14 protein-coding genes are annotated in these 18469 nt (G+C 72.5%); 6 read left to right on the plus strand and 8 right to left on the minus strand.

Translation table 11 applies throughout. The features are described from left to right. Positions 1–6: 6 nt before the first annotated feature. Genes AB0C12_RS37585 through AB0C12_RS37595 form a run of 3 tightly spaced genes read left to right on the plus strand, consistent with a single transcriptional unit; the run spans position 7 to position 3219 of the window. The gene (locus AB0C12_RS37585; protein WP_360555216.1) at positions 7–1293 is read left to right on the plus strand and encodes a nicotinate phosphoribosyltransferase; all 1287 of its coding nucleotides are present in this window, start codon (positions 7–9) and stop codon (positions 1291–1293) included. An 11-nt stretch (positions 1294–1304) separates the two neighbouring features. After that, a complete protein-coding gene (locus AB0C12_RS37590; RefSeq protein WP_360555218.1) occupies positions 1305–1874 on the plus strand; it encodes an isochorismatase family protein in 570 nt (189 codons plus the stop codon). 58 nt (positions 1875–1932) lie between these two features. After that, positions 1933–3219 carry an MFS transporter gene (locus tag AB0C12_RS37595; RefSeq protein WP_360555220.1) on the plus strand — a complete coding sequence of 429 codons (1287 nt, stop codon included), beginning with the start codon at positions 1933–1935 and terminating at the stop codon, positions 3217–3219. Between the two features lie 1367 nt (positions 3220–4586). Here AB0C12_RS37595 and ctaD read toward each other — a convergent pair. From ctaD to AB0C12_RS37610, 3 genes are all read right to left on the minus strand, one after another. Beyond that, complete coding sequence (ctaD, locus tag AB0C12_RS37600; protein ID WP_360555222.1) at positions 4587–6341, minus strand: cytochrome c oxidase subunit I; 1755 nt, start codon at positions 6339–6341, stop codon at positions 4587–4589. Positions 6342–6464: 123 nt separating this feature from the next. Then, positions 6465–7574 (minus strand): FAD-dependent monooxygenase, encoded by a 1110-nt coding sequence (locus tag AB0C12_RS37605; protein WP_360555224.1) that lies wholly within the window; start codon positions 7572–7574, stop codon positions 6465–6467. Positions 7575–7694: 120 nt separating this feature from the next. After that, a complete protein-coding gene (locus AB0C12_RS37610; RefSeq protein ID WP_360555226.1) occupies positions 7695–8360 on the minus strand; it encodes a helix-turn-helix transcriptional regulator in 666 nt (221 codons plus the stop codon). Between the two features lie 74 nt (positions 8361–8434). Between AB0C12_RS37610 and AB0C12_RS37615 the strand changes: the two genes are divergently transcribed. Both AB0C12_RS37615 and AB0C12_RS37620 read left to right on the plus strand, forming a co-directional pair. Next, a complete protein-coding gene (locus AB0C12_RS37615) occupies positions 8435–9505 on the plus strand; it encodes a DNA polymerase ligase N-terminal domain-containing protein (protein WP_360555227.1) in 1071 nt (356 codons plus the stop codon). Between the two features lie 153 nt (positions 9506–9658). Then, positions 9659–11005, plus strand: a complete 1347-nt coding sequence (locus tag AB0C12_RS37620; RefSeq protein WP_360555229.1) for a hypothetical protein — start codon at positions 9659–9661, stop codon at positions 11003–11005. Positions 11006–11009: 4 nt separating this feature from the next. Here AB0C12_RS37620 and AB0C12_RS37625 read toward each other — a convergent pair whose 3' ends face one another. Both AB0C12_RS37625 and AB0C12_RS37630 read right to left on the minus strand, forming a co-directional pair. Then, entirely contained in the window at positions 11010–11603 is a 594-nt protein-coding gene (locus AB0C12_RS37625; RefSeq protein ID WP_360555230.1) for an MBL fold metallo-hydrolase, read from the minus strand. Beyond that, the gene (locus AB0C12_RS37630; protein WP_360555232.1) at positions 11600–12688 is read right to left on the minus strand and encodes an S-(hydroxymethyl)mycothiol dehydrogenase; all 1089 of its coding nucleotides are present in this window, start codon (positions 12686–12688) and stop codon (positions 11600–11602) included. The genes AB0C12_RS37625 and AB0C12_RS37630 overlap by 4 nt, the downstream gene beginning before the upstream one ends. A 65-nt stretch (positions 12689–12753) precedes the next feature. On the opposite strand from AB0C12_RS37630, the gene AB0C12_RS37635 reads away from it, so the two are divergent. Beyond that, a complete protein-coding gene (locus AB0C12_RS37635; protein WP_360555234.1) occupies positions 12754–14874 on the plus strand; it encodes a TPM domain-containing protein in 2121 nt (706 codons plus the stop codon). A gap of 605 nt (positions 14875–15479) precedes the next feature. On the opposite strand, the gene AB0C12_RS37640 is transcribed toward AB0C12_RS37635, so the two are convergent. The 3 genes from AB0C12_RS37640 to AB0C12_RS37650 all read right to left on the minus strand — a co-directional run bounded on the left by AB0C12_RS37640 (position 15480) and on the right by AB0C12_RS37650 (position 18461). Continuing rightward, positions 15480–15953: a MarR family transcriptional regulator gene (locus tag AB0C12_RS37640; RefSeq protein WP_360555235.1), complete on the minus strand. Its 474-nt coding sequence runs from the start codon at positions 15951–15953 to the stop codon at positions 15480–15482. Between the two features lie 333 nt (positions 15954–16286). Further along, positions 16287–16676 (minus strand): cupin domain-containing protein, encoded by a 390-nt coding sequence (locus AB0C12_RS37645; protein WP_360555237.1) that lies wholly within the window; start codon positions 16674–16676, stop codon positions 16287–16289. Positions 16677–16694: 18 nt separating this feature from the next. After that, on the minus strand, positions 16695–18461 hold the full coding sequence (locus AB0C12_RS37650) for an EAL domain-containing protein (protein WP_360555239.1): 1767 nt from the start codon (positions 18459–18461) through the stop codon (positions 16695–16697). Positions 18462–18469 lie beyond the last annotated feature (8 nt).

Here is an 18469-nt window from a genome sequence, read left to right on the forward strand (position 1 = left end):
AGGCCGGTGACCGACTTCGCACCCGCGCTGCTGACCGACCAGTACGAGCTGACCATGGTCAGTGCCGCCCTCAAGGACGGGACGGCGAACCGCCGCAGCGTCTTCGAGGTGTTCGCCCGGCGCCTGCCGTCCGGGCGCCGCTACGGTGTCGTCGCCGGTCAGGGCCGGCTCATGGAGCTCATCCGCGACTTCTGCTTCACCGACGCGGACGTCGACTTCCTGCGCCGCTCCGGGGTCGTCGACGAGACCACCGCGGCGTGGCTCGCGGACTACCACTTCACCGGCGACATCGACGGGTACGCCGAGGGCGAGCTGTTCTTCCCCGGCTCACCGATCCTGACCGTGTCCGGCAGCTTCGCCGAGTGCGTGGTGCTGGAGACGCTGATCCTGTCGGTGCTCAACCACGACTGCGCGATCGCGGCGGGAGCGGCCCGGATGGTCACCGCCGCCCGCGGCCGGCCGATCATCGAGATGGGCTCACGCCGTACCCATGAGGAAGCCGCCGTGGCCGCGGCCCGCGCGGCCTATCTCGCCGGCTTCGCCTCGACCTCGAATCTCGCGGCCGGCGGCCGCTACGGCATCCCCACGACCGGCACGTCGGCGCACGCGTTCACGCTGCTGCACGACGACGAGCCGGCCGCGTTCGCCTCGCAGGTGGCGGCCCTCGGCAAGAACACGACGCTGCTGGTGGACACCTACGACATCGCCCAGGGCATCCGCAACGCGATCGCCGTGGCCGGGCCCGACCTGCGCGCGATCCGCATCGACTCCGGTGACCTGTCGGTGCTGGCCCAGCACTCGCGCGAGCTGCTCGACTCCCTCGGCGCCACGGAGACGAAGATCATCGTCTCCGGTGACATGGACGAATACTCGATCGCGACGCTGGCCGCCGAGCCGGTCGACATGTACGGCGCGGGCACGGCGGTGGTCACCGGCTCCGGGGCGCCGACGGCGGGCCTGGTCTACAAGCTGGTCGAGGTCGAGGGCCGGGCCGTGGTGAAGCGCTCGGAGAACAAGGCGACGGTCGGCGGCCGCAAGACCGCCGTCCGGCGGCACAAGCCCACGGGTACGGCCACCGAGGAGATCATCGTGTCCCAGGGTGTGCCGGACCACAACACCAACGACCGGCTGCTGCAGCGCTCGTTCGTCGTGGGCGGTGAGGTGGCCCCGCTGCCGACCCTGGCCGAGTCCCGCGATCACCTGCGCCAGTGCCTGATCTCGATCCCGTGGGAGGGCCTGAAGCTCTCCGCCGGCGACCCGGCGATCCCGGTCACCGTCGTCCCCACCGCCTGAAAGGTGTGACCATGTCACGCGCACTGATCATCGTCGACGTCCAGAACGACTTCTGCGAGGGCGGCTCCCTGGCCGTGGCGGGCGGCGCGAGCGTGGCCGCCGGCATCTCGGCCGCCCTGAGGTCGGGCAGCTGGGACCACGTCGTGGCGACGAAGGACTACCACATCGACCCGGGCGCGCACTTCAGCGAGCACCCCGACTTCGTCGACTCGTGGCCGGCCCACTGCGTGGTCGGCACGGAAGGCGCGTCCTTCCACCCGGCGCTGGAGACGCAACGGGTGGAAGCGGTGTTCCACAAGGGCGAGCACAAGGCGGCGTACTCGGGCTTCGAGGGACACACCCGCGAGGGCGAAGGGCTGGCGGACTGGCTGCGGGCCAGGTCGGTGACGGAGGTCGAGGTGGTGGGCATCGCCACAGACCATTGCGTACGGGCGACAGCGCTCGACGCGCAGCAGGCGGGTTTCGCCACCACCGTGCTGCTGGACCTGACGGCCGGGGTGGCCGCGGCAACGACGACCGCGGCACTGGCGCAATTCGAGGAGGCCGCGATCGTGACGACCGGCACACCGATCGTCGCGTAGACCTGCCCTGAGTTGTCGTACCCCTGCTGTTGACTGTCCGGCGGAGGTTAGGACCGCCATGACACTCACGCCTTACCGGGAGACCCTCGCGCTGCGCGGGATCCGTTCGCTGCTCATCGTGGCGACGCTCGCCCGCATCCCGATCACGGCCGGCACGGTCACCCTGACCCTGCACGTGACCCAGGACCTGCACCTCGGCTACGGCGCCGCGGGCCTGGTCGGCGCGGCCTTCACCGTCGGCAGCTCGCTGGGCGCGCCGGTGCTGGGCCGGGTCACCGACCGCAAGGGCCTGCGCCCGGTGCTGGTGCTGACCACGGTGGCCGAGGTGACCTTCTGGACCACGGCGCAGGCCATGCCGTACTGGGCGCTGCTGATGGCGGCCCTGGTGGGCGGCTTCCTGACCCTGCCGGCATTCGCGGTGGCCCGGCAGTCGATCGCCGCGCTGGCGCCGGAATCGCACCGCCTGCCGGCCTTCGCCCTGGACTCGATCACCACGGAGCTGTCCTTCATGGCCGGCCCGGCACTGGGCGTCCTGGTCAGCACCACAGCGGGCGCCCGGGTGGCGATGCTGGCGGTCGGCACGGGCATCCTGCTGTCCGGCATAGGGCTGTACCTGCTGAACCCGCCGATCCGCGGCAAGGACGAAAAGCCGATCTCCGCGGGCGAACGCGTCCCCCGCAGCACCTGGCTCAAGCCCCGCCTGGTCGCGATCCTGGCCATCACCAGCGCGGCAACCATCGTCCTGAGCGGCACGGACGTGGCGGTGGTGGCGGTGTTGCAGAGCTCCGGGGAGGTCGAGTGGACCGGGGCGGTGCTGGGCCTGTGGGCGGCTTATTCGCTGGTGGGCGGGTTCGCGTACGGGACGGTGAAACAGGGGCTGTCGCCGTTGGCGTTGCTGGCGCCGATGGCTCTGCTGACGATCCCGGTCGGACTGGCCGGAGGTCATTGGTGGCTGCTCGCGCTGCTGCTCCTGCCGGCGGGCGCGCTGTGCGCCCCGACGATCACGGCAACGGCGGATGCGGTGAGCCGGATGACCCCGGCGTCAGCCCGAGGCGAGGCGATGGGGCTGCACAACTCGTCGCTGACGGTAGGGGTGGCGCTGGGGGCGCCGTTGGCCGGCGTGGTGATGGACACGTGGTCGCCTGCTTGGGGGTTTGCTGCGGTTGGTGGGGTCGGGGTGGTGGTGGCTGTGCTGGCCCTGCCGGCCGAGCTGCGTCGGCGGCGGGAGGGTTCTGGCGGGTTGGAGAGTGAGGTCGGGCAGGGGTCGGCGGATTCGCTGGGGTCGGGGATGGCTGGGCCAGCGGCGGAGTTCCCGACGCCTGACGCGGCGGCACCTCGGCGCTGAGGTGGGCGCGGCGGGTGCGGCGGGTGCGGCGGGTGCAGCGGGTCGGAGGCAGCGCGCGGCATGGGCAGTGATGGCAGCGGGGGCAGTGAGCGGCGGGCGACGGCACGCGCGAGCCGCGTCGGCGCGAGCCGCGTAGGCGCGTAGGCGCGAGCCGCGTAGGCGCGTAGGCGCGAGCCGCGTAGGCGCGAGCCGCGTAGGCGCGAGCCGCGTAGGCGCGTAGGCGCGTAGGCGCGAGCCGCGTAGGCGCGTAGGCGCGAGCCGCGTAGGCGCGTAGGCGCGAGCCGCGTAGGCGCGAGCCGCGTAGGCGCGAGCCGCGTAGGCGCGTAGGCGCGAGCCGCGTAGGCGCGTAGGCGCGAGCCGCGTAGGCGCGTAGGCGCGAGCCGCGTAGGCGCGAGCCGCGTAGGCGCGAGCCGCGTAGGCGCGAGCCCGGCGGGCACGGGCAGCGCGAGCAGCGGCTCGCAGGCGGCCTAGGCACCGCGGCCGGGGTGGCACGGGCAGCGGGTTCGCCGGGAGCTTAGGCGCGGGGCCAGGGCGGGAGCAGGGAGCGTAGGCGTAAGCAGCGCAGACACAGGCTCCGTAGGGCGCAGTAGCTCAGGCACCGCTGCCACCGGCAGCGCAAGTAACACGGCCAGCGCAAGCACAGTCACCGCAGGCGCGGGCACCGCGGGCGCGGGCACCGCGGGCGCGGGCAGCGGGCAGCGCGGGCAGCGCGGGCAGCGCAAGCAACACGGCCAGCGCAGGCACAGTCACCGCGGGCGCGGGCACCGCGGGCACAGGTACCACAAGCGCGGGAAGCGCGGGAAGCGCGGGAAGCGCGGGAAGCGCGGGAAGCGCGGGAAGCGCGGGCGCAGGAGCAGGCAGGCATGGGCAGCACAGCCATGATCAGCGGCGCTGCTCGTTGCCGACTGTCCGATGCCGGCGGCAAGGCCGCAAGTTGGCGCTCCGCGGCCGGCGACCGCAGGACGCGACGCGCCGCAAGCTGGCCGACGGCCACCGCCTGCAGCGGACCGTCGTCAGCCGGTTGTGACCAGCCAGCGGCGATCAGCCAGCCGTGGCCAGCCAGCCGCGATCAGCCAGCCGTGGCCAGCCAGCCGCGATCAGCCAGCCGTGGCCAGCCAGTCGTAGCGAGGCGGCCATCACGAGGCGCCCATGGCCAGCGGCGGGCGCCGCCCAGGCCAGTCAGCGCAAATACCCCGAACGCAAGCCCCCGCGCCACAGCTCGGCGCTACAGCTAGGAGCGCTGCGCGAGATCGCCCGGCCGGAGCTTCCCGAGACGAGCCCCGGCGCACGGAGGTTCGTGACGGAACCGCCACGTGAACGCAAGCGGCCCGCCCCCGGCAAGGGACGGGCCGCGAAGCGGATACCGGTCAGTGCTTACGGTCGCTGACGTCTTCCTGGTAGGTCGCGCCGCCGTCGGACTCGCTGGTCAGGGGGCGGGCGCCGCCCTCCGGCGGGCCGGCCAGGGACTGGGCGCCGGCCGCGAGCTCTGGGAACTTCGCGTCGAAGGCCGGCCGCTCGGAGCGGATCCGCGGCATCTTGTCGAAGTTGCGCAGCGGCGGCGGCGACGAGGTCGCCCATTCCAGGGAGTTGCCGGCGCCCCAGGGGTCGTCGACGGTTACCAGTTGGCCGACCTTGTAGGACTTCCACACGTTGTAGATGAACGGCAGGGTCGAGGCGCCCAGGACGAACGAGCCGATCGTCGAGAACGTGTTCAGGAAGGTGAAGCCGTCGCTCGGCAGGTAGTCCGCGTACCGGCGGGGCATGCCTTCCGCGCCCAGCCAGTGCTGGACCAGGAAGGTGGCGTGGAAGCCGAGGAACGTCAGCCAGAAGTGGATCTTTCCTAGGCGGTCGTCGAGCATCCGGCCGAACATCTTCGGGAACCAGAAGTAGATGCCGGAGAACACCGCGAACACGATCGTGCCGAACAGCACGTAGTGGAAGTGCGCGATGACGAAGTACGAGTCCGAGACGTGGAAGTCGATCGGCGGGGCCGCCAGCAGCACGCCGGACAGGCCACCGAACAGGAACGTCACGAGGAAGCCGATGGCGAACATCATGGGCGTCTCGAAGCTGATCTGCCCGCGCCACATCGTGCCGATCCAGACGAAGAACTTCATGCCCGTCGGGACCGCGATGAGGAAGCTCAGGAAGCTGAAGAACGGCAGCAGCACCTGGCCGGTGACGAACATGTGGTGCGCCCACACGCTCATCGACAGCGCGGCGATGAGCAGGGTCGCGCCGACCAGGCCCTTGTAGCCGAAGACCGGCTTGCGGCTGAAGACCGGGATGACCTCCGTGATGATGCCGAAGAACGGCAGCGCCACGATGTAGACCTCGGGGTGGCCGAAGAACCAGAACAGGTGCTGCCAGAGCATCGGGCCGCCGGTGTCCACGTCGAAGACGTGCGCGCCGAGGACACGGTCGGCGGCCAGCGCGAACAGCGCCGCGGCCAGGAACGGGAAGACCATGATCACCAGGAGGCTGGTGACCAGGATGTTCCACGTGAAGATCGGCATCCGGAACATCGTCATGCCGGGGGCGCGCAGCGTGATGATCGTGGTGATGATGTTGACGCCACCGAGGATCGTACCGAGGCCGGAGAGCGCCAGGCCGACGACCCACATGTTGCCGCCGATGCCCGGCGAGTGCAGCGAGTTGCTGAGCGGGGTGTACGCGAACCAGCCGAAGTCGGCCGCCCCACCCGGGGTCAGGAACCCGCCGATCGCGATGGTGCCGCCGAACAGGTACAGCCAGTAGGCGAACGCGTTGAGCCGCGGGAACGACACGTCCGGGGCGCCGATCTGGATCGGCACCACGAAGTTCGCGAAGGCGAACACGATCGGCGTCGCGAAGAACAGCAGCATGATCGTGCCGTGCATCGTGAACAGCTGGTTGTACTGCTCCGGCGAGAGGAACTGCATGCCCGGACGGGCCAGCTCCGATCGCATGAGCAGGGCCATGAATCCGCCGAGGATGTAGAACACGAAGGCGGTGATCATGTACATGATCCCGATCTGCTTCGCGTCCGTCGTCCGCAGGATCCGCGCGAGGGCCGAGCCCTTCACCTGCTGTCGCACCGGCCAGGGCCGGGTCACGATCGGCTTAGGCGCAACGGTCGTCACGGATAGCCTCCGGTGTCTCGTTCGTCCCACTGCGTACACCCGAGATGAAAGGCGTACCTCGCAGGCAGAATAGTCCCCCGCCGACCCCCGGCGGGCGCGGGGTGACCAAAGAGCACCCAGGTCTCAGAACGGCTCGACGAGTCCCCGGTACTGATCGGCGAAGATCCGTTGACCCCGCCTGCGCAGCATAGGGTCGCGCTCGGCCGGGGCGACGTCACGGGTCTGGTCGCGCTGGCGGGTGTGCTCGCGCACCTGGGCGCAGCGATCGCGTCTGCGCTGCTCAAAGGACCGCAGCGCGGCCGGCACGTCGTGCGGGGTGGCCTTGAGCACTTCGCCGAGCACGACGGCGTCCTCGAGCGCCATCGCGGCGCCCTGGGCCAGGGTCGGGGCGGTCGCGTGGGCCGCGTCGCCGACCAGGAGCACCGGGCCCCTCGTCCAGCCGTCCAGCACGACCTCGTCGGTGCGGGCGACCTGGACTTTCTCCAGCGCGGCGAGGACGGCCGGGACCGGCCCGCCGAAGCCGCCGAACAGCTCACGGACGCGGGCGCGCGGGTCCTCGGGGTTGGGGGTGCCCGCCTCGACCGTCTCGTCCGCGTGGACGTAGAGCCGGCGGCCGCCCATCGGCATCACGACGAACTGCGAGCGCTCGCCGAGCAGGCAGGTCCAGTCGCTGAGCGACGGGCCGCCGCTGACCACGCTGCGGTAGACGATCTGGCCGGTCGGGACCGCGGCGCCGCCGAGCCCGGCCTTGGCCCGGATCATGGAGCGCCGCCCGTCGGCCGCGACGACCAGGTCGTACTCGGCGATGGCGCCGTTGCCGAACTCGACCTTGGCCCCACCGTCGACGATCTCCAGGTCGCGCACGGCGGTCTCGTAGCGCACCTCGCCGCCGACGCTGGTGAGCAGCACCTGCTGCAGGTCGGCCCGGGACAGCGCACGGCTCTCGCCGACCCCTGCCCACAGCCCGGCCAGGTCGACCTCGAAGAGCAGGTCACCGCTGGAGTCGTGGAAGACCTGCCGGAAGATGAGGTCGCCGAGTGGGCGCAGCGGTGCATCGAGGCCGAGCTGCCGCATCGCGCGCGACGCGTTGCCGGGCAGGAAGATGCCGGCGCCGGGGACGGTGCTGGCCGGCAGCTCCTCGACCACGTCGGGCCGGAAGCCGGCGACTCTGAGCCCTCGGGCCGCCGCGAGGCCGCTGATGCCGGCGCCCACGACGAGGATGCGCAAGGTCATCGCAACAACGCCTCCGAGGGGTGGTCGATACGCGTCGGAGCCAAGACACTACAGGCCGCCACTGGAGGACGAAACCCACGATCATGCTTGTGTCCGATTTGTTCGGGACGAAGAGACACGTCAGGCCACCAGCTCGCGCAGGGGTACACCCGCCAGCGCCTTGACGTCCCGGGAGAGGTGGGCCTGGTCGGCATAGCCTGCGGACACCGAGACGTCAGCGAAGGGACGGCCGGACCGGGCCAGCGCCACCGCCGTCTGCAACCGCAGGATCCGGGCGAGCGTCTTGGGGCCGTACCCGAAGGTGCTCCGGCATTTTCGCTGCAGGTGGCGCGGGCTCAGGCCGCACCGGTCGGCGATCGCGCCGACCGGGCGCCCGGCCCGGGCGCCGGCCGCCACCGCGACCATCGCCGGGTCCGGCTCCTGCCAGCGGCTCCGCGCGAAGTCCTCGAGCGCGGCGAGGGGGTCGGCGGCCTCCGACAGCCGGCGCTGCTCGGTCGCGGGGCACACCGCGTCGAGCGGCACCTGCTGGTCGGTGAACTCGTCGGCCGGGATGCCCAGCACGCCGGGGCCGGTGCCGACCGCGAAGCGCAGGGCGAAGAAGCGGCTGCCGGCAGGGGCCGTGCCGAGCTGGGCGGTGGTGTCCGGGCCGGCGATGAAGACGGCTCCGTCGTGCCAGATCAGGTCCATGCAGCCGTCCGGCAGGATCCGCGTCGGCGGGCAGCCCGGCGGGACCGTGCTGCGCCACGCGATCACATGCGGAAGCTTCGCGGCCCATTCGACGTACATGTCCCAGACCTTGGCACGGGGGTGCGACAACTTCTCCGAATGACAACCGTGTAACTCCGGCGGACAATTGGGTGGTGACCGACCAGCTGGACGAATACCGGCGTAAGCGTGATGCCCGCCGTACCCCCGAGCCCGTGCCCCGCGGCCGGCCCCGGCCGACCAGCGGAAACCGGTTCGTGATCCAGCAGCACCACGCCCGCAGCCTGCACTGGGACGTGCGGCTCGAACGCGACGGCGTGCTGGTCTCCTTCGCCGTCCCGCGCGGGCTGCCCCGCGATCGCGGCCGCAACAACCTGGCCAAACACACCGAGGACCACCCGCTGGAATACCTCACCTTCGCCGGCGAGATCCCGGCCGGCGAGTACGGCGGTGGCCGGATGTCGATCCATGATCACGGCACCTACGAGACCGACAAGTGGCGCGACGACGAGATAGGCGTCACTTTTCACGGCGAGCGCACCAGCGGGCGCTACGTCTTCTTCCAGACCGGCGGCAACGACTGGATGGTCCGCCGGATGGACCCGGCCGAGCCGGGCTGGCAGAGCATGCCCGAGGCCGTCGAGCCCATGCTCGCTGCCCGGGCCGCCGGGCTGCCACCCGACGACGAGGACTGGGGGTACGAGCTGAGCTGGGCCGGCCGCCGCACCCTGATCCACGTGTCCGGTGGCCGGGTCCGGCTCGCCACGGCGGACGGCACGGATGTGACCTCGTGGTATCCGGAGTTGCGCCCGCTGGGCGAGGCGCTGGCCCCGCTGGAGGCCGTCCTGGACGGGGAGATCGTGGCCTTCGACGGGCCCCGGATCGCGCCCGAGCTGCTGGAACGCCGCAAGCCACCGCGCGACTCAGCGGCCGCCCGGCGCGCCGCGGAACGGACGCCGGTGCAGTTCCTGGCCTACGACCTGCTGTGGCTGGAGGGCCATTCCACGGTGGAGCTGGTGCGCTACGCGGAACGGCGGGAACTGCTCGACGGGCTGAACGTGAGCGGCGACAACTGGCAGACCCCGCCGTACTTTCCGGGTGGCGGCACCTTCGCGCTCGACACCGCCCGGGCCCAGGGGCTGACCGGCGTCGTCGCGAAACGGCTCGACTCGCCGTACCTGCCGGGCCGGCGCAGCCGGTTGTGGCTGGCCATCGACGCCGGCTGAGCCGGCCCGCGCGGAAGACCCGGGTTCGCGGCCGTTTTCCTTGATCCGGGCCGGGTGCACCCGATGAAGGGGTTTACCGGTCCCGGCGACGGAAAGGGCTATACCTGAATGCGTTGCCCGAAGCTCGAGCCGCCCACCGCTGTGGATTCGGATATGTCTGCAGATCTCTGGAACTCCGCCGCTCACGTCCTCGACACCAACTGGTCCACCGATCACATGGTTCCCTCGCGAGGCCTCTATCCCCACCAGTGGAGCTGGGACGCCGCGTTCATCGCTGTCGGGCTCGCCTACGTCAACCCGACCCGCGCCTGGCGCGACCTGCGGAGCCTGTTCGAGGCGCAGTGGCCCGACGGCCGGGTGCCCCACATCGTCTTCGACCCGCGCACGGCGGAGGACGACTACTTCCCGGGGCCGGGCTTCTGGGACGTGCCCGCGTACGGTGGCCGCCCGGCCCGCGGCAGCACCGGCCTGGTGCAGCCGCCGCTGCACGCGCTCGCCGCCTGGGAAGTCTACCGGCGCGCCGCCTCGCACGGCGTGGCCTGTGCCCGCGCGGCCGGCGAACAGCTCGCCTGGCTCTATCCGCGGCTGGTCGCGCAGCAGGAATACCTGACCGGCCGCCGCGACGCCGGCGGTGACGGCCTGGCCAGCATCGTGCATCCGTGGGAGTCGGGGCTGGACAACAGCCCGTCCTGGGACTCCGCTCTGGCGGCTGTGCCGGCCGATCTGACGCTGCTCCAGCGCTTCCGGCGGCGGGACATCGAGAACGCGGACGCGGCGCACCGGCCCACCGACGCCGACTACGCCCGGTACGTCGGTCTGGTGGTCGACTACCGCGACGGCGGCTATTCCGACGTCGAGCTGGCCCACCGGCACGCGTTCGTGGTGGAGTGCCCGTCGTTCAACACGATCCTCGCGGCGGCCGAGCTGGCCCTGGCGCACATCGCCGCGGTGGTCGGGGCGGATCCCGTGCAGCACCGGCAGCGCGCCCAGCGGATCACCCGGGCGATCTCCGAGCACCTGTTCGACCCGGAGACCCGCACCTTCCGGTCGCGCGACGTGCGCACGCGCACCCTCAGCCCGGCCCGTTGTGTCAACGGCCTGGTGCCGCTGCTGCTGCCCGACCTGCCCACCGGGCAGGTCGAGGCGATCATGGCCGAGGCCGGCTCGCCGCGCTTCGGCCTGCCCGCGCAGACCGGGCTGCCAGTGCCGAGCTACGACCGGACCGCGCCTGATTTCGACCCGCTGCGGTACTGGCGCGGACCGGTCTGGATCAACATCAACTGGCTGCTGCGGCGCGGCATGCTCGTGCACGGCTACCTCGACGAGGCCGAGGACCTGCGGCTGGCGATGATCCGGCTGGTGCACACCTCCGGGCACTTCGAGTACTACCACCCGCGGACCGGTGCGGGGATCGGCGCGCCGGCGTTCAGCTGGACCGCCGCCCTCGCCCTCGACCTGCTCGCCGACCGCAGCGTCCCCGCCTACGCCCGGGCCGCCTGAGCGCTCAGAACGCCTCCGCCCGCACGGTCGTGTCCGCGCCGTGGCCGGTGTGCACGACCGTGTCCGGCGGCAGGGTGAGCAGGCGCTCGCGGATCGAACGCTCGATCGTCGGCCGGTCGCTGTGCGAACGGCCGGTCGCGCCCGGACCGCCCTGGAAGAGGGTGTCCCCCGTGAAGACGCAGCCCAGCGCCGGCGCGTAGAGGCAGACGGCGCCGGGGCTGTGGCCGGGCGTGTGCAGCACCCGCAGCGCCTCACCGGCGACGGCGATCTCGTCACCGTCGGCCAGCGGCGCGGGCATCGGCTCGCCGGGGTGCACCAGCTTCCAGAGGACCTCGTCAGCCGGGTGCAGCAGCAGCGGGGCGCCGGTCTGCCGGGCCAGCTCGGGAGCGACCCGGACGTGGTCGTCGTGGGCGTGGGTGAGCACGATCGCGACGATTCGCCGGCCGCCGGCCACGTCGAGGATGGTCCGGACGTCGTGCGGGGCGTCGATCACCACGCACTCCTCGTCGTCGCCGACCACCCAGACGTTGTTGTCGACGTCGAAGGTTTCCCCGTCCAGCGAGAACGTGCCGTGCGTCACCGCGTGGTCGACCCTCATGAGAAGAGCACCACCGAACGCAGCACGCCGCCCTGGTGCATCTTGGTGAACGCGTCCTCGACCTGGTCCAGGCGGATCTCCTCGGTCACGAACGCGTCCAGGTCGAGCCGGCCCTGCAGGTAGAGCTCGGTCAGCATGGGGAAGTCGCGGGTCGGCAGGCAGTCGCCGTACCAGCTGCTCTTGAGCGCCCCACCGCGGCCGAAGATGTCCAGCAGCGGCAGCTCGACAGTCATGTCGGGGGTCGGCACGCCGACCAGGACCACGGTCCCGGCCAGGTCGCGGGCATAAAAAGCCTGCTTGTACGTCTCCGGCCGGCCCACCGCCTCAACCACGACGTCGGCCCCGTGGCCGCCGGTCAGCTCCTGCACGGCGGTGACCACGTCCTGCTCGCGCGCGTTGACGGTGTGCGTCGCGCCGAACTTGCGGGCCCACTCCAGCTTCTGCGGGTCGGTGTCCACCGCGATGATCGTCGTCGCCCCGGCCAGCGCGGAACCGACGATCGCGCCGTCGCCGACGCCGCCGCAGCCGATCACGGCCACCGAGTCGCCGCGGGTGACCCCGCCGGTGTTGATCGCCGCGCCGATGCCGGCCATCACGCCGCAGCCGAGCAGGCCGACGGCGGCGGGCCGGGCCCGCGGGTCGACCTTGGTGCACTGACCGGCGTGCACGAGCGTCTTCTCCACGAACGCGCCGATGCCCAGCGCCGGGGACAGCTCGGTGCCGTCCTCGAGCGTCATCTTCTGCGTCGCGTTGTGGGTGTTGAAGCAGTACCACGGCTTGCCCTTGCGGCAGGCCCGGCAGTCGCCGCAGACGGCCCGCCAGTTGAGCACGACGAAGTCACCCGGGACGACGTCGGTGACCCCGGCTCCGACGGACTCCACGATCCCGGCGGCCTCGTGGCCCAGCAGGAACGGGAAGTCGTCGTTGATGCCGCCCTCGCGGTAGTGCAGGTCCGTGTGACAGACCCCGCAGGCCTGGATCTTGACCACGGCCTCCCCGGGACCGGGATCCGGCACGATGATCGTGGCCACCTCGACCGGCGCGCCCTTGGCCCGGGCGATGACTCCGTTGACTCGCTGACTCATGGTTCCCACCTTCTCACCTCCGGCTCACCGCGCGGGTTGTCGGACCCAGGTTCTAAGTTGAGGTGGTGACCGTCCTGCGCCGCACGCTGCTCGCCGTCCTGGCTCTGCTCCTGGTCCCCGCACCGGCCTGGGCGGACGCCCCGATGCGGGTGCCGACGCAGGTGACCGACGAGGCGGGCGCACTGGGCAGCCGCGCGGCCGCGGTCGACACGGCGCTGGCCCGGCTGCAGTCCGACACCGGCATGCAGCTCTTCGTGGTGTTCGTGGAGTCCTTCGACGGCACGCCGGCCCAGACCTGGACGGACGAGACAGCCCGCCTGAGCGACCTGGGCGAGCGCGACGCGCTGCTCGCGGTGGCGACCCGCGACCGCTCGTACGCGTATTCGTTCCCCGACGACTCCCGCTTCTCCAACGCGGAGCTGGCCGACGTGGCCGGCAACGACATCGAGCCGGCGCTGTCCCGTGGCGACTGGCCCGGCGCGGTGATCGCCGCCGCCGAGGGCTACTCGGCGGCGGCCGCGGGCTCGAGCGGATCACTGATCTGGGTGCTGATCCTGCTCGCGGCAATCATCGCGGGCGCGCTGATCTGGGTGCTGCTGCGGCGCCGCCGTCGGGCCCGACCGGCCCCGCCGCAGGTCACCGGCCCGCCGACCGAGGAGCTGACGGCCACGGCCAACGCCCTGCTCATCGAGCTCGACGACGACCTGCGGGCCAGCGAGAGCGAGCTGGCGCTGGCCGCCGCGCAATACGGCCCGGAGGCGACGGCGCAGTTCCGGGCCGCGCTGGATGCGTCCCGGCAGGACGTCGCCGAGGCGTTCCGGCTGCGGATGACGCTCGAAGAGGAGCCGGCACCGGACGAGGAGACCCGCCGCCGCACGCTCGGCGAGATCATCGCGAGGTGCCGGGCCGCCGACGAGCGGCTGGACGCGGAGTCCGAGGCATTCGACCGGCTGCGCGACCTGGAAGGCCGCGCGGAGCAGGTGGCCGACGAGGTGGACCGGCGCCGGGCGGCGGTCGAGGCCGCCCTGCCGGCGGCGGCTGAGGCTCTGCAAACCCTGACTCAGCGGTACGCGGGACCGACGGTCACCGGGATCTCGGCGAATCTGGATCAGGCGCGGGAGCGACTGCGGTTCACGGGTGAGGCGGTGGGCCGGGCCCGCGCGGCTCTTGTCGCTGCCGGAGCTCGGGCGGGCGGAGCTGGGGCGGCCGGAGCTGAGGCTGGCGGAGCTGGGGCTGCCGGAGCTGCGGCTGGCGGAGCTGGGGCTGCCGGAGCTGCGGCTGGCGGAGCTGGGGCTGCCGGATCCGGTGGCGTTTCCGGTGGGGTCGGGTCGCCGGGAGGTGGGCGGGCTGAGGCGGCGTTGGCTCTGCGGGCCGCTGAGCAAGCGGCCGGGCAGGCCGAGCAATTGGTCGCGGTCGTTCAGCGCGCCGGGCCCGAGCTGACCAACGCGCGGTCGGCGGCCGATGCCCTGATCGTGGAGCTGGACGCGGAGATCGCGGCCGGGCGGGCGGCGCTGGCCGGCGGCAGTGCGGTGCCGGCCGGGCTCGGAGCAGCGGTGACGGGCGCCGAGCAGGCCGTGACTGAGGTGCGCCGGGAGCTTTCCGGATCGAAGACTGATCCCGTGACTGCGGTCGCGACGCTGCAGGCTGCCGATGCGGCGCTGGATCGGGCGCTTGCGGAGGCGCAGGACGCCGCCGACCGTGCGGCACGGGCCCGGGGGCTGCTGGCCCAGGCGTTGCCGGTGGCGCGGGCCGAGGTTGCGGCGGCGGGAGACTTCATCACCACCCGGCGCGGGGCGGTCGATGCGGGGGCGCGAGCGTCGCTGTCGGAGGCTCAGCGGCATCTGGCGTTGGCCGAGAGCCTGGCCGGGTCCGACCCGGTGGCGGCTCTGGGTGAGGCCCAGCAGGCGCAACAGCTGGCGGCGAGTGCCGGGCAGGCTGCGCGGGCGGATGTGCAGAGCTGGGGCGGGGGTTATGGCAACCGTGGGGGCTTCGACGAGGCATTTGCGGGTGCGGTGCTCGGCGGGATTCTGTCCGGCGGCCGAGGCGGCTTCGGGCGGGGCGGTGGTGGCGGCTTCGGCGGCGGCGGCTGGGGTGGCGGCGGCTTCGGCGGCAGCGCCAGCCGGGGCCGGCGATCAGGTGGCGGCGGGGGCGGCGGTGGACGCCGAGGTGGCGGCGGCCGCTTCTGATCCGGGGCCGGGCTCACTTCCCGGGGCGGACTCCCCGCCAAGGCGGACTCCCCGCCAAGGCGGACTCCCCGCCAAGGCGGACTCCCCGCCGGGGCGGACTCCCCGCCGGGGCGGGCTCCCCGCCGGGGCGGGCTCCCCGCCGGGGCGGACTCCCCGCCGGGGCGGACTCCCCGCCGGGGCGGACTCCCCGCCGGGGCGGACTCCCCGCCGGGGCGGACTCCCCGCCGGGGCGGGCTCCCCGCCGGGGCGGGCTCCCCGCCGGGGCGGGCTCCCCGCCGGGGCGGGCTCCCCGCCGGGGCGGGCTCCCCGCCGGGGCGGGCTCCCCGCTGGGGCGCTCCCCGCTGGGGCGCTCCCCGCTGGGGCGCTCCCTGCCAAGGCGAGCTCCCGCCGGGCGGACTCCCTGCCAAGGCGGACTCCCTGCCAAGGCGGGCTCCCTGCCAAGGCATACTTCCTGCCGGGCGGGCTCCCTGCCGGGCGGACTCCTTGCCGGGCGGACTCCTTGCCGGGCGGACGCCCTACCAAGGCGGACTCCCTACCAGGACGGGCTCCCTACCAGGACGGGCTCCCTGCCCGGGGCGGGATCGCTGCCGGGCGTCGAGCTCAGCTCAGGAGCAGGGCTTCTCGGCGGGGGCGGGGTTTTCCAGGAGGGCGTCGCAGAGCTTGCTGAGCTGACGGATCTGGGCCGGGGTCAGCCGGTCGAAGACCAGGTGCCGCACAGCGTCCACGTGACCGGGCGCCGCCCCCACGATCTTCGCGAAACCATCGTCGGTCAGCACCGCGATCTGAACGCGGCCGTCCTCGGGGTCACGCTCCCGGCGAACCAGGCCCTGCGCCTCCAGCCGGGCGACCACGTGCGACAGGCGGGACAGTGAGGCGCTGGCCTTGCGCGCCAGGCGGCTCATCGCCAGACGGCGGTCGTCCCGCTCGGACAGTGTGGCCAGCACCAGATAGCCCATATGGGTCAGGCCCGCGTCCCGCTGCAGCTGACCCTCGAGCGCGGCCGGCAGCTTGACCAGCACCTCGATGAACCGGCGCCACGCCTGCTGTTCCTCTTCGGTCAACCACCGTGGCTCGTCCATGGCAGCAGATTAGTTAACGGGGTTCCCAGCAAGCTGCCCCGGGGCCGGGATCGGCGTCCCGCCGCACCCCAACCTTCGGGAAACAGGGCAAGAACATTCGGGCAGGTCGATCGACTTCATTGAAGCCTCAAGGGTAAAGTGCGTGGAGACTTTTCCCTTCCGGCACGGCGCCGGGACCGGCTGGCTGGGGGGCCTCGGCCGGCCCCGGCGCTGTGTCGCCCCGGCCGGCGGGGCTCCTACCGCGGGCACGGAAAGAGACGGCCTGCGCGTCACGCTCAGCGCGGCCGTCCCTGGATCCGATGCATGAACACCTCGCCCCGGAGGGCGGCGAGCTCAGGAAGCCGGCGGCTCGTCCTTACCGGCCTCTTCCAGCGCATCCGCCTCGTCCTTGGTCTTGTGCACCGCACCCTCGGCGTGCTCCGGCGGCCCGTAGACCGTGTACAGCACCAGCGGGTTCGGGCCCTCGTTGGTGAAGTTGTGCTTGTGCCCGGCCGGTACCACCACCAGGTCGCCCTGGCTGACCTTGCGGGTCTGGCCGCTGACCTTGGCCTCACCCACGCCGCTCACGAACGTGAGGATCTGGTCCACCTCGTGGACCTCCTCACCGATCTCGCCGCCCGGCGGGATCGTCATGATCACGAGCTGGGTGTGTTTGCCCGTCCACAGCACGCGGCGGAAGTCCGGGTTCTTCTCGGCAACGGTGGCGATCGTGTAGTGCTCCATGGCACCCACGTACCCGGATCACTGCAAGTTTGAACGCCGCAGCCGGGTCGCCGGCCGCAGTTCCTCCACCGGCGCCGGCCGGCCGATCAGGTAGCCCTGCACGAAGTCGACGCCCATCTCGCGCAGCATCCGCAGCGTCGCCTCGTCCTGCACGTACTCGGCCACCGTGTGGATGCCGTACGCCTGGCAGACCTGCACCAGCGCCCGGACCAGCACCTGGTCCTCCGGGTTACGCACCAGGTCGACCACGTACTCGCCGTCGATCTTGACCAGGTCGATCGGGAAGAGCCGCAGGTAGCGGAACGACGCGTAGCCCGAGCCGAAGTCGTCCAGGGCCAGTTGGCAGCCCAGGTCGCGGATCCGGTCGGCGAAGTGCCGCGCTTCGCTCAGGTTGCCGATCAGGGCCGTCTCGGTGATCTCGAACGTCAGCTGTTCGGGGTTCACCGCGTACCGCTCGATCAGGGCCTCGACCTCAGCGGTCAGCCGGGGGTCGCCGACCGACCGGCCGGAGAGGTTGATCTGCAGGCAGAGGTCGGTGCGTTCGGCCGCCAGCTGCATCGCCCGCTCGACCACCCACAGGTCGATGTCGTAGATCGTGTCGAGGCGTTCGGCGATCTGCAGCACCTGCTCGGGCGACTGCGGGTCGTCGGCCTCGTCGAGGACGCGCAGCAGCAGCTCGTGCCGCAGCACCCGGTTGGTCTGCAGCTCCAGGATCGGCTGGGCGAACAGCGTGAACCGGTCGGTGCCCAGCGCGTCGGCGACCCGGTCGCGGTAGGTGTCCTGCCGGTCGCGGGCCGGCACCGGGTCGGAGACCAGGGTCAGCGGCCGTTCCGCGTCGCGAGCCTGCCGCCACGCCTGCTCGGCGTCGATCAGCAGATCCTGGCTGTCCGCCTCGCCCTCGGCGCGGAACCGCACCAGGCCGCCCCACACCCGGGCCCGCAGCCAGGCGTCCGGCAGCACGAACGGCTGCGAGCGCAGGGCCTCGACGAACAGGTCGGCCTGGCGGCGGGCCATCACCCAGGATGCGCCGGGCAGCAGGACGGCGATCTCGTTCGGCCCGGCCCGGCCCAGCAGGTCGTCGGGACGGGCGAGGCCTTCGAGCACGCGGGCGGCCCGCTGCAGCAGGTCGGCGTGCCGGTCGGCGCTGATCCCCTCGGCCCGGTCCGGCTCGACGCGGACGACCAGCACCGCCCCGCCACCGCGGCGCTGCGCCCGGTCCACCTCGTCGGCGAAACGGGCGCGGGTCAGCAGGCCGGTGGCCGGGTCCTTCTCGACGACCGACGCCTGCACGGTCTCGCCGCGGCGGCTCAGCCGGGCCACTTCACGGCGGGCGCGTTCGCGGGCGGAGACGTCACGCAGGGAGCCGTGGATGCCGACCACGGCGTTGTCCGGTCCGATGATCGGTTCGAGCCGGCAGTCCACGTCGAACCAGCCACCGTCTTCGCGCATCAGCCGTACCGTCGTGCGCACCGGCTCGCGCGCCGTCCAGGCGCGGGTGATCGCGCCGAGGGCCTTGGCGTGGTCGTCGACGTGCACGTGCCGGGCCAGGATCTGCTGGGTCAGCTCGTGGCCGCCCGGGGGACGGCCGAGCAGGCCGGCGAGCGCGTCGGACCAGACGATCTCCTCGCCGGCGGCCAGGTAGGTGAACCAGGCCTCGTCGTCGGGGGCCGTGCGGGGCTCGGGCAGCGGCAGCTGGTGGCCCTGGTTGGGGGTGAGCCGGGGGCGGCGGGAGAGGCGGTCGCGCAACGCGCGGGGACGCGGAAAGCGTTCTTCGGGTGCCGTCATGCGCCGTC

The sequence above is a fragment of the Actinoplanes sp. NPDC048967 genome (assembly GCF_040649415.1).
Taxonomy (GTDB): Bacteria; Actinomycetota; Actinomycetes; order Mycobacteriales; family Micromonosporaceae; genus Actinoplanes.

Bases quoted from the DNA above. Each gene is read 5' to 3' on its own strand.
- AB0C12_RS37620 (WP_360555229.1), top strand. From the start codon at position 9,659: ATGTCTGCAGATCTCTGGAACTCCGCCGCTCACGTCCTCGACACCAAC.
- AB0C12_RS37630 (WP_360555232.1), bottom strand. From the start codon at position 12,688: ATGAGTCAGCGAGTCAACGGAGTCATCGCCCGGGCCAAGGGCGCGCCG.
- AB0C12_RS37645 (WP_360555237.1), bottom strand. From the start codon at position 16,676: ATGGAGCACTACACGATCGCCACCGTTGCCGAGAAGAACCCGGACTTC.
- AB0C12_RS37590 (WP_360555218.1), top strand. From the start codon at position 1,305: ATGTCACGCGCACTGATCATCGTCGACGTCCAGAACGACTTCTGCGAG.
- AB0C12_RS37640 (WP_360555235.1), bottom strand. From the start codon at position 15,953: ATGGACGAGCCACGGTGGTTGACCGAAGAGGAACAGCAGGCGTGGCGC.
- AB0C12_RS37610 (WP_360555226.1), bottom strand. From the start codon at position 8,360: ATGTACGTCGAATGGGCCGCGAAGCTTCCGCATGTGATCGCGTGGCGC.
- AB0C12_RS37605 (WP_360555224.1), bottom strand. From the start codon at position 7,574: ATGACCTTGCGCATCCTCGTCGTGGGCGCCGGCATCAGCGGCCTCGCG.
- AB0C12_RS37650 (WP_360555239.1), bottom strand. From the start codon at position 18,461: ATGACGGCACCCGAAGAACGCTTTCCGCGTCCCCGCGCGTTGCGCGAC.
- AB0C12_RS37625 (WP_360555230.1), bottom strand. From the start codon at position 11,603: ATGAGGGTCGACCACGCGGTGACGCACGGCACGTTCTCGCTGGACGGG.
- AB0C12_RS37595 (WP_360555220.1), top strand. From the start codon at position 1,933: ATGACACTCACGCCTTACCGGGAGACCCTCGCGCTGCGCGGGATCCGT.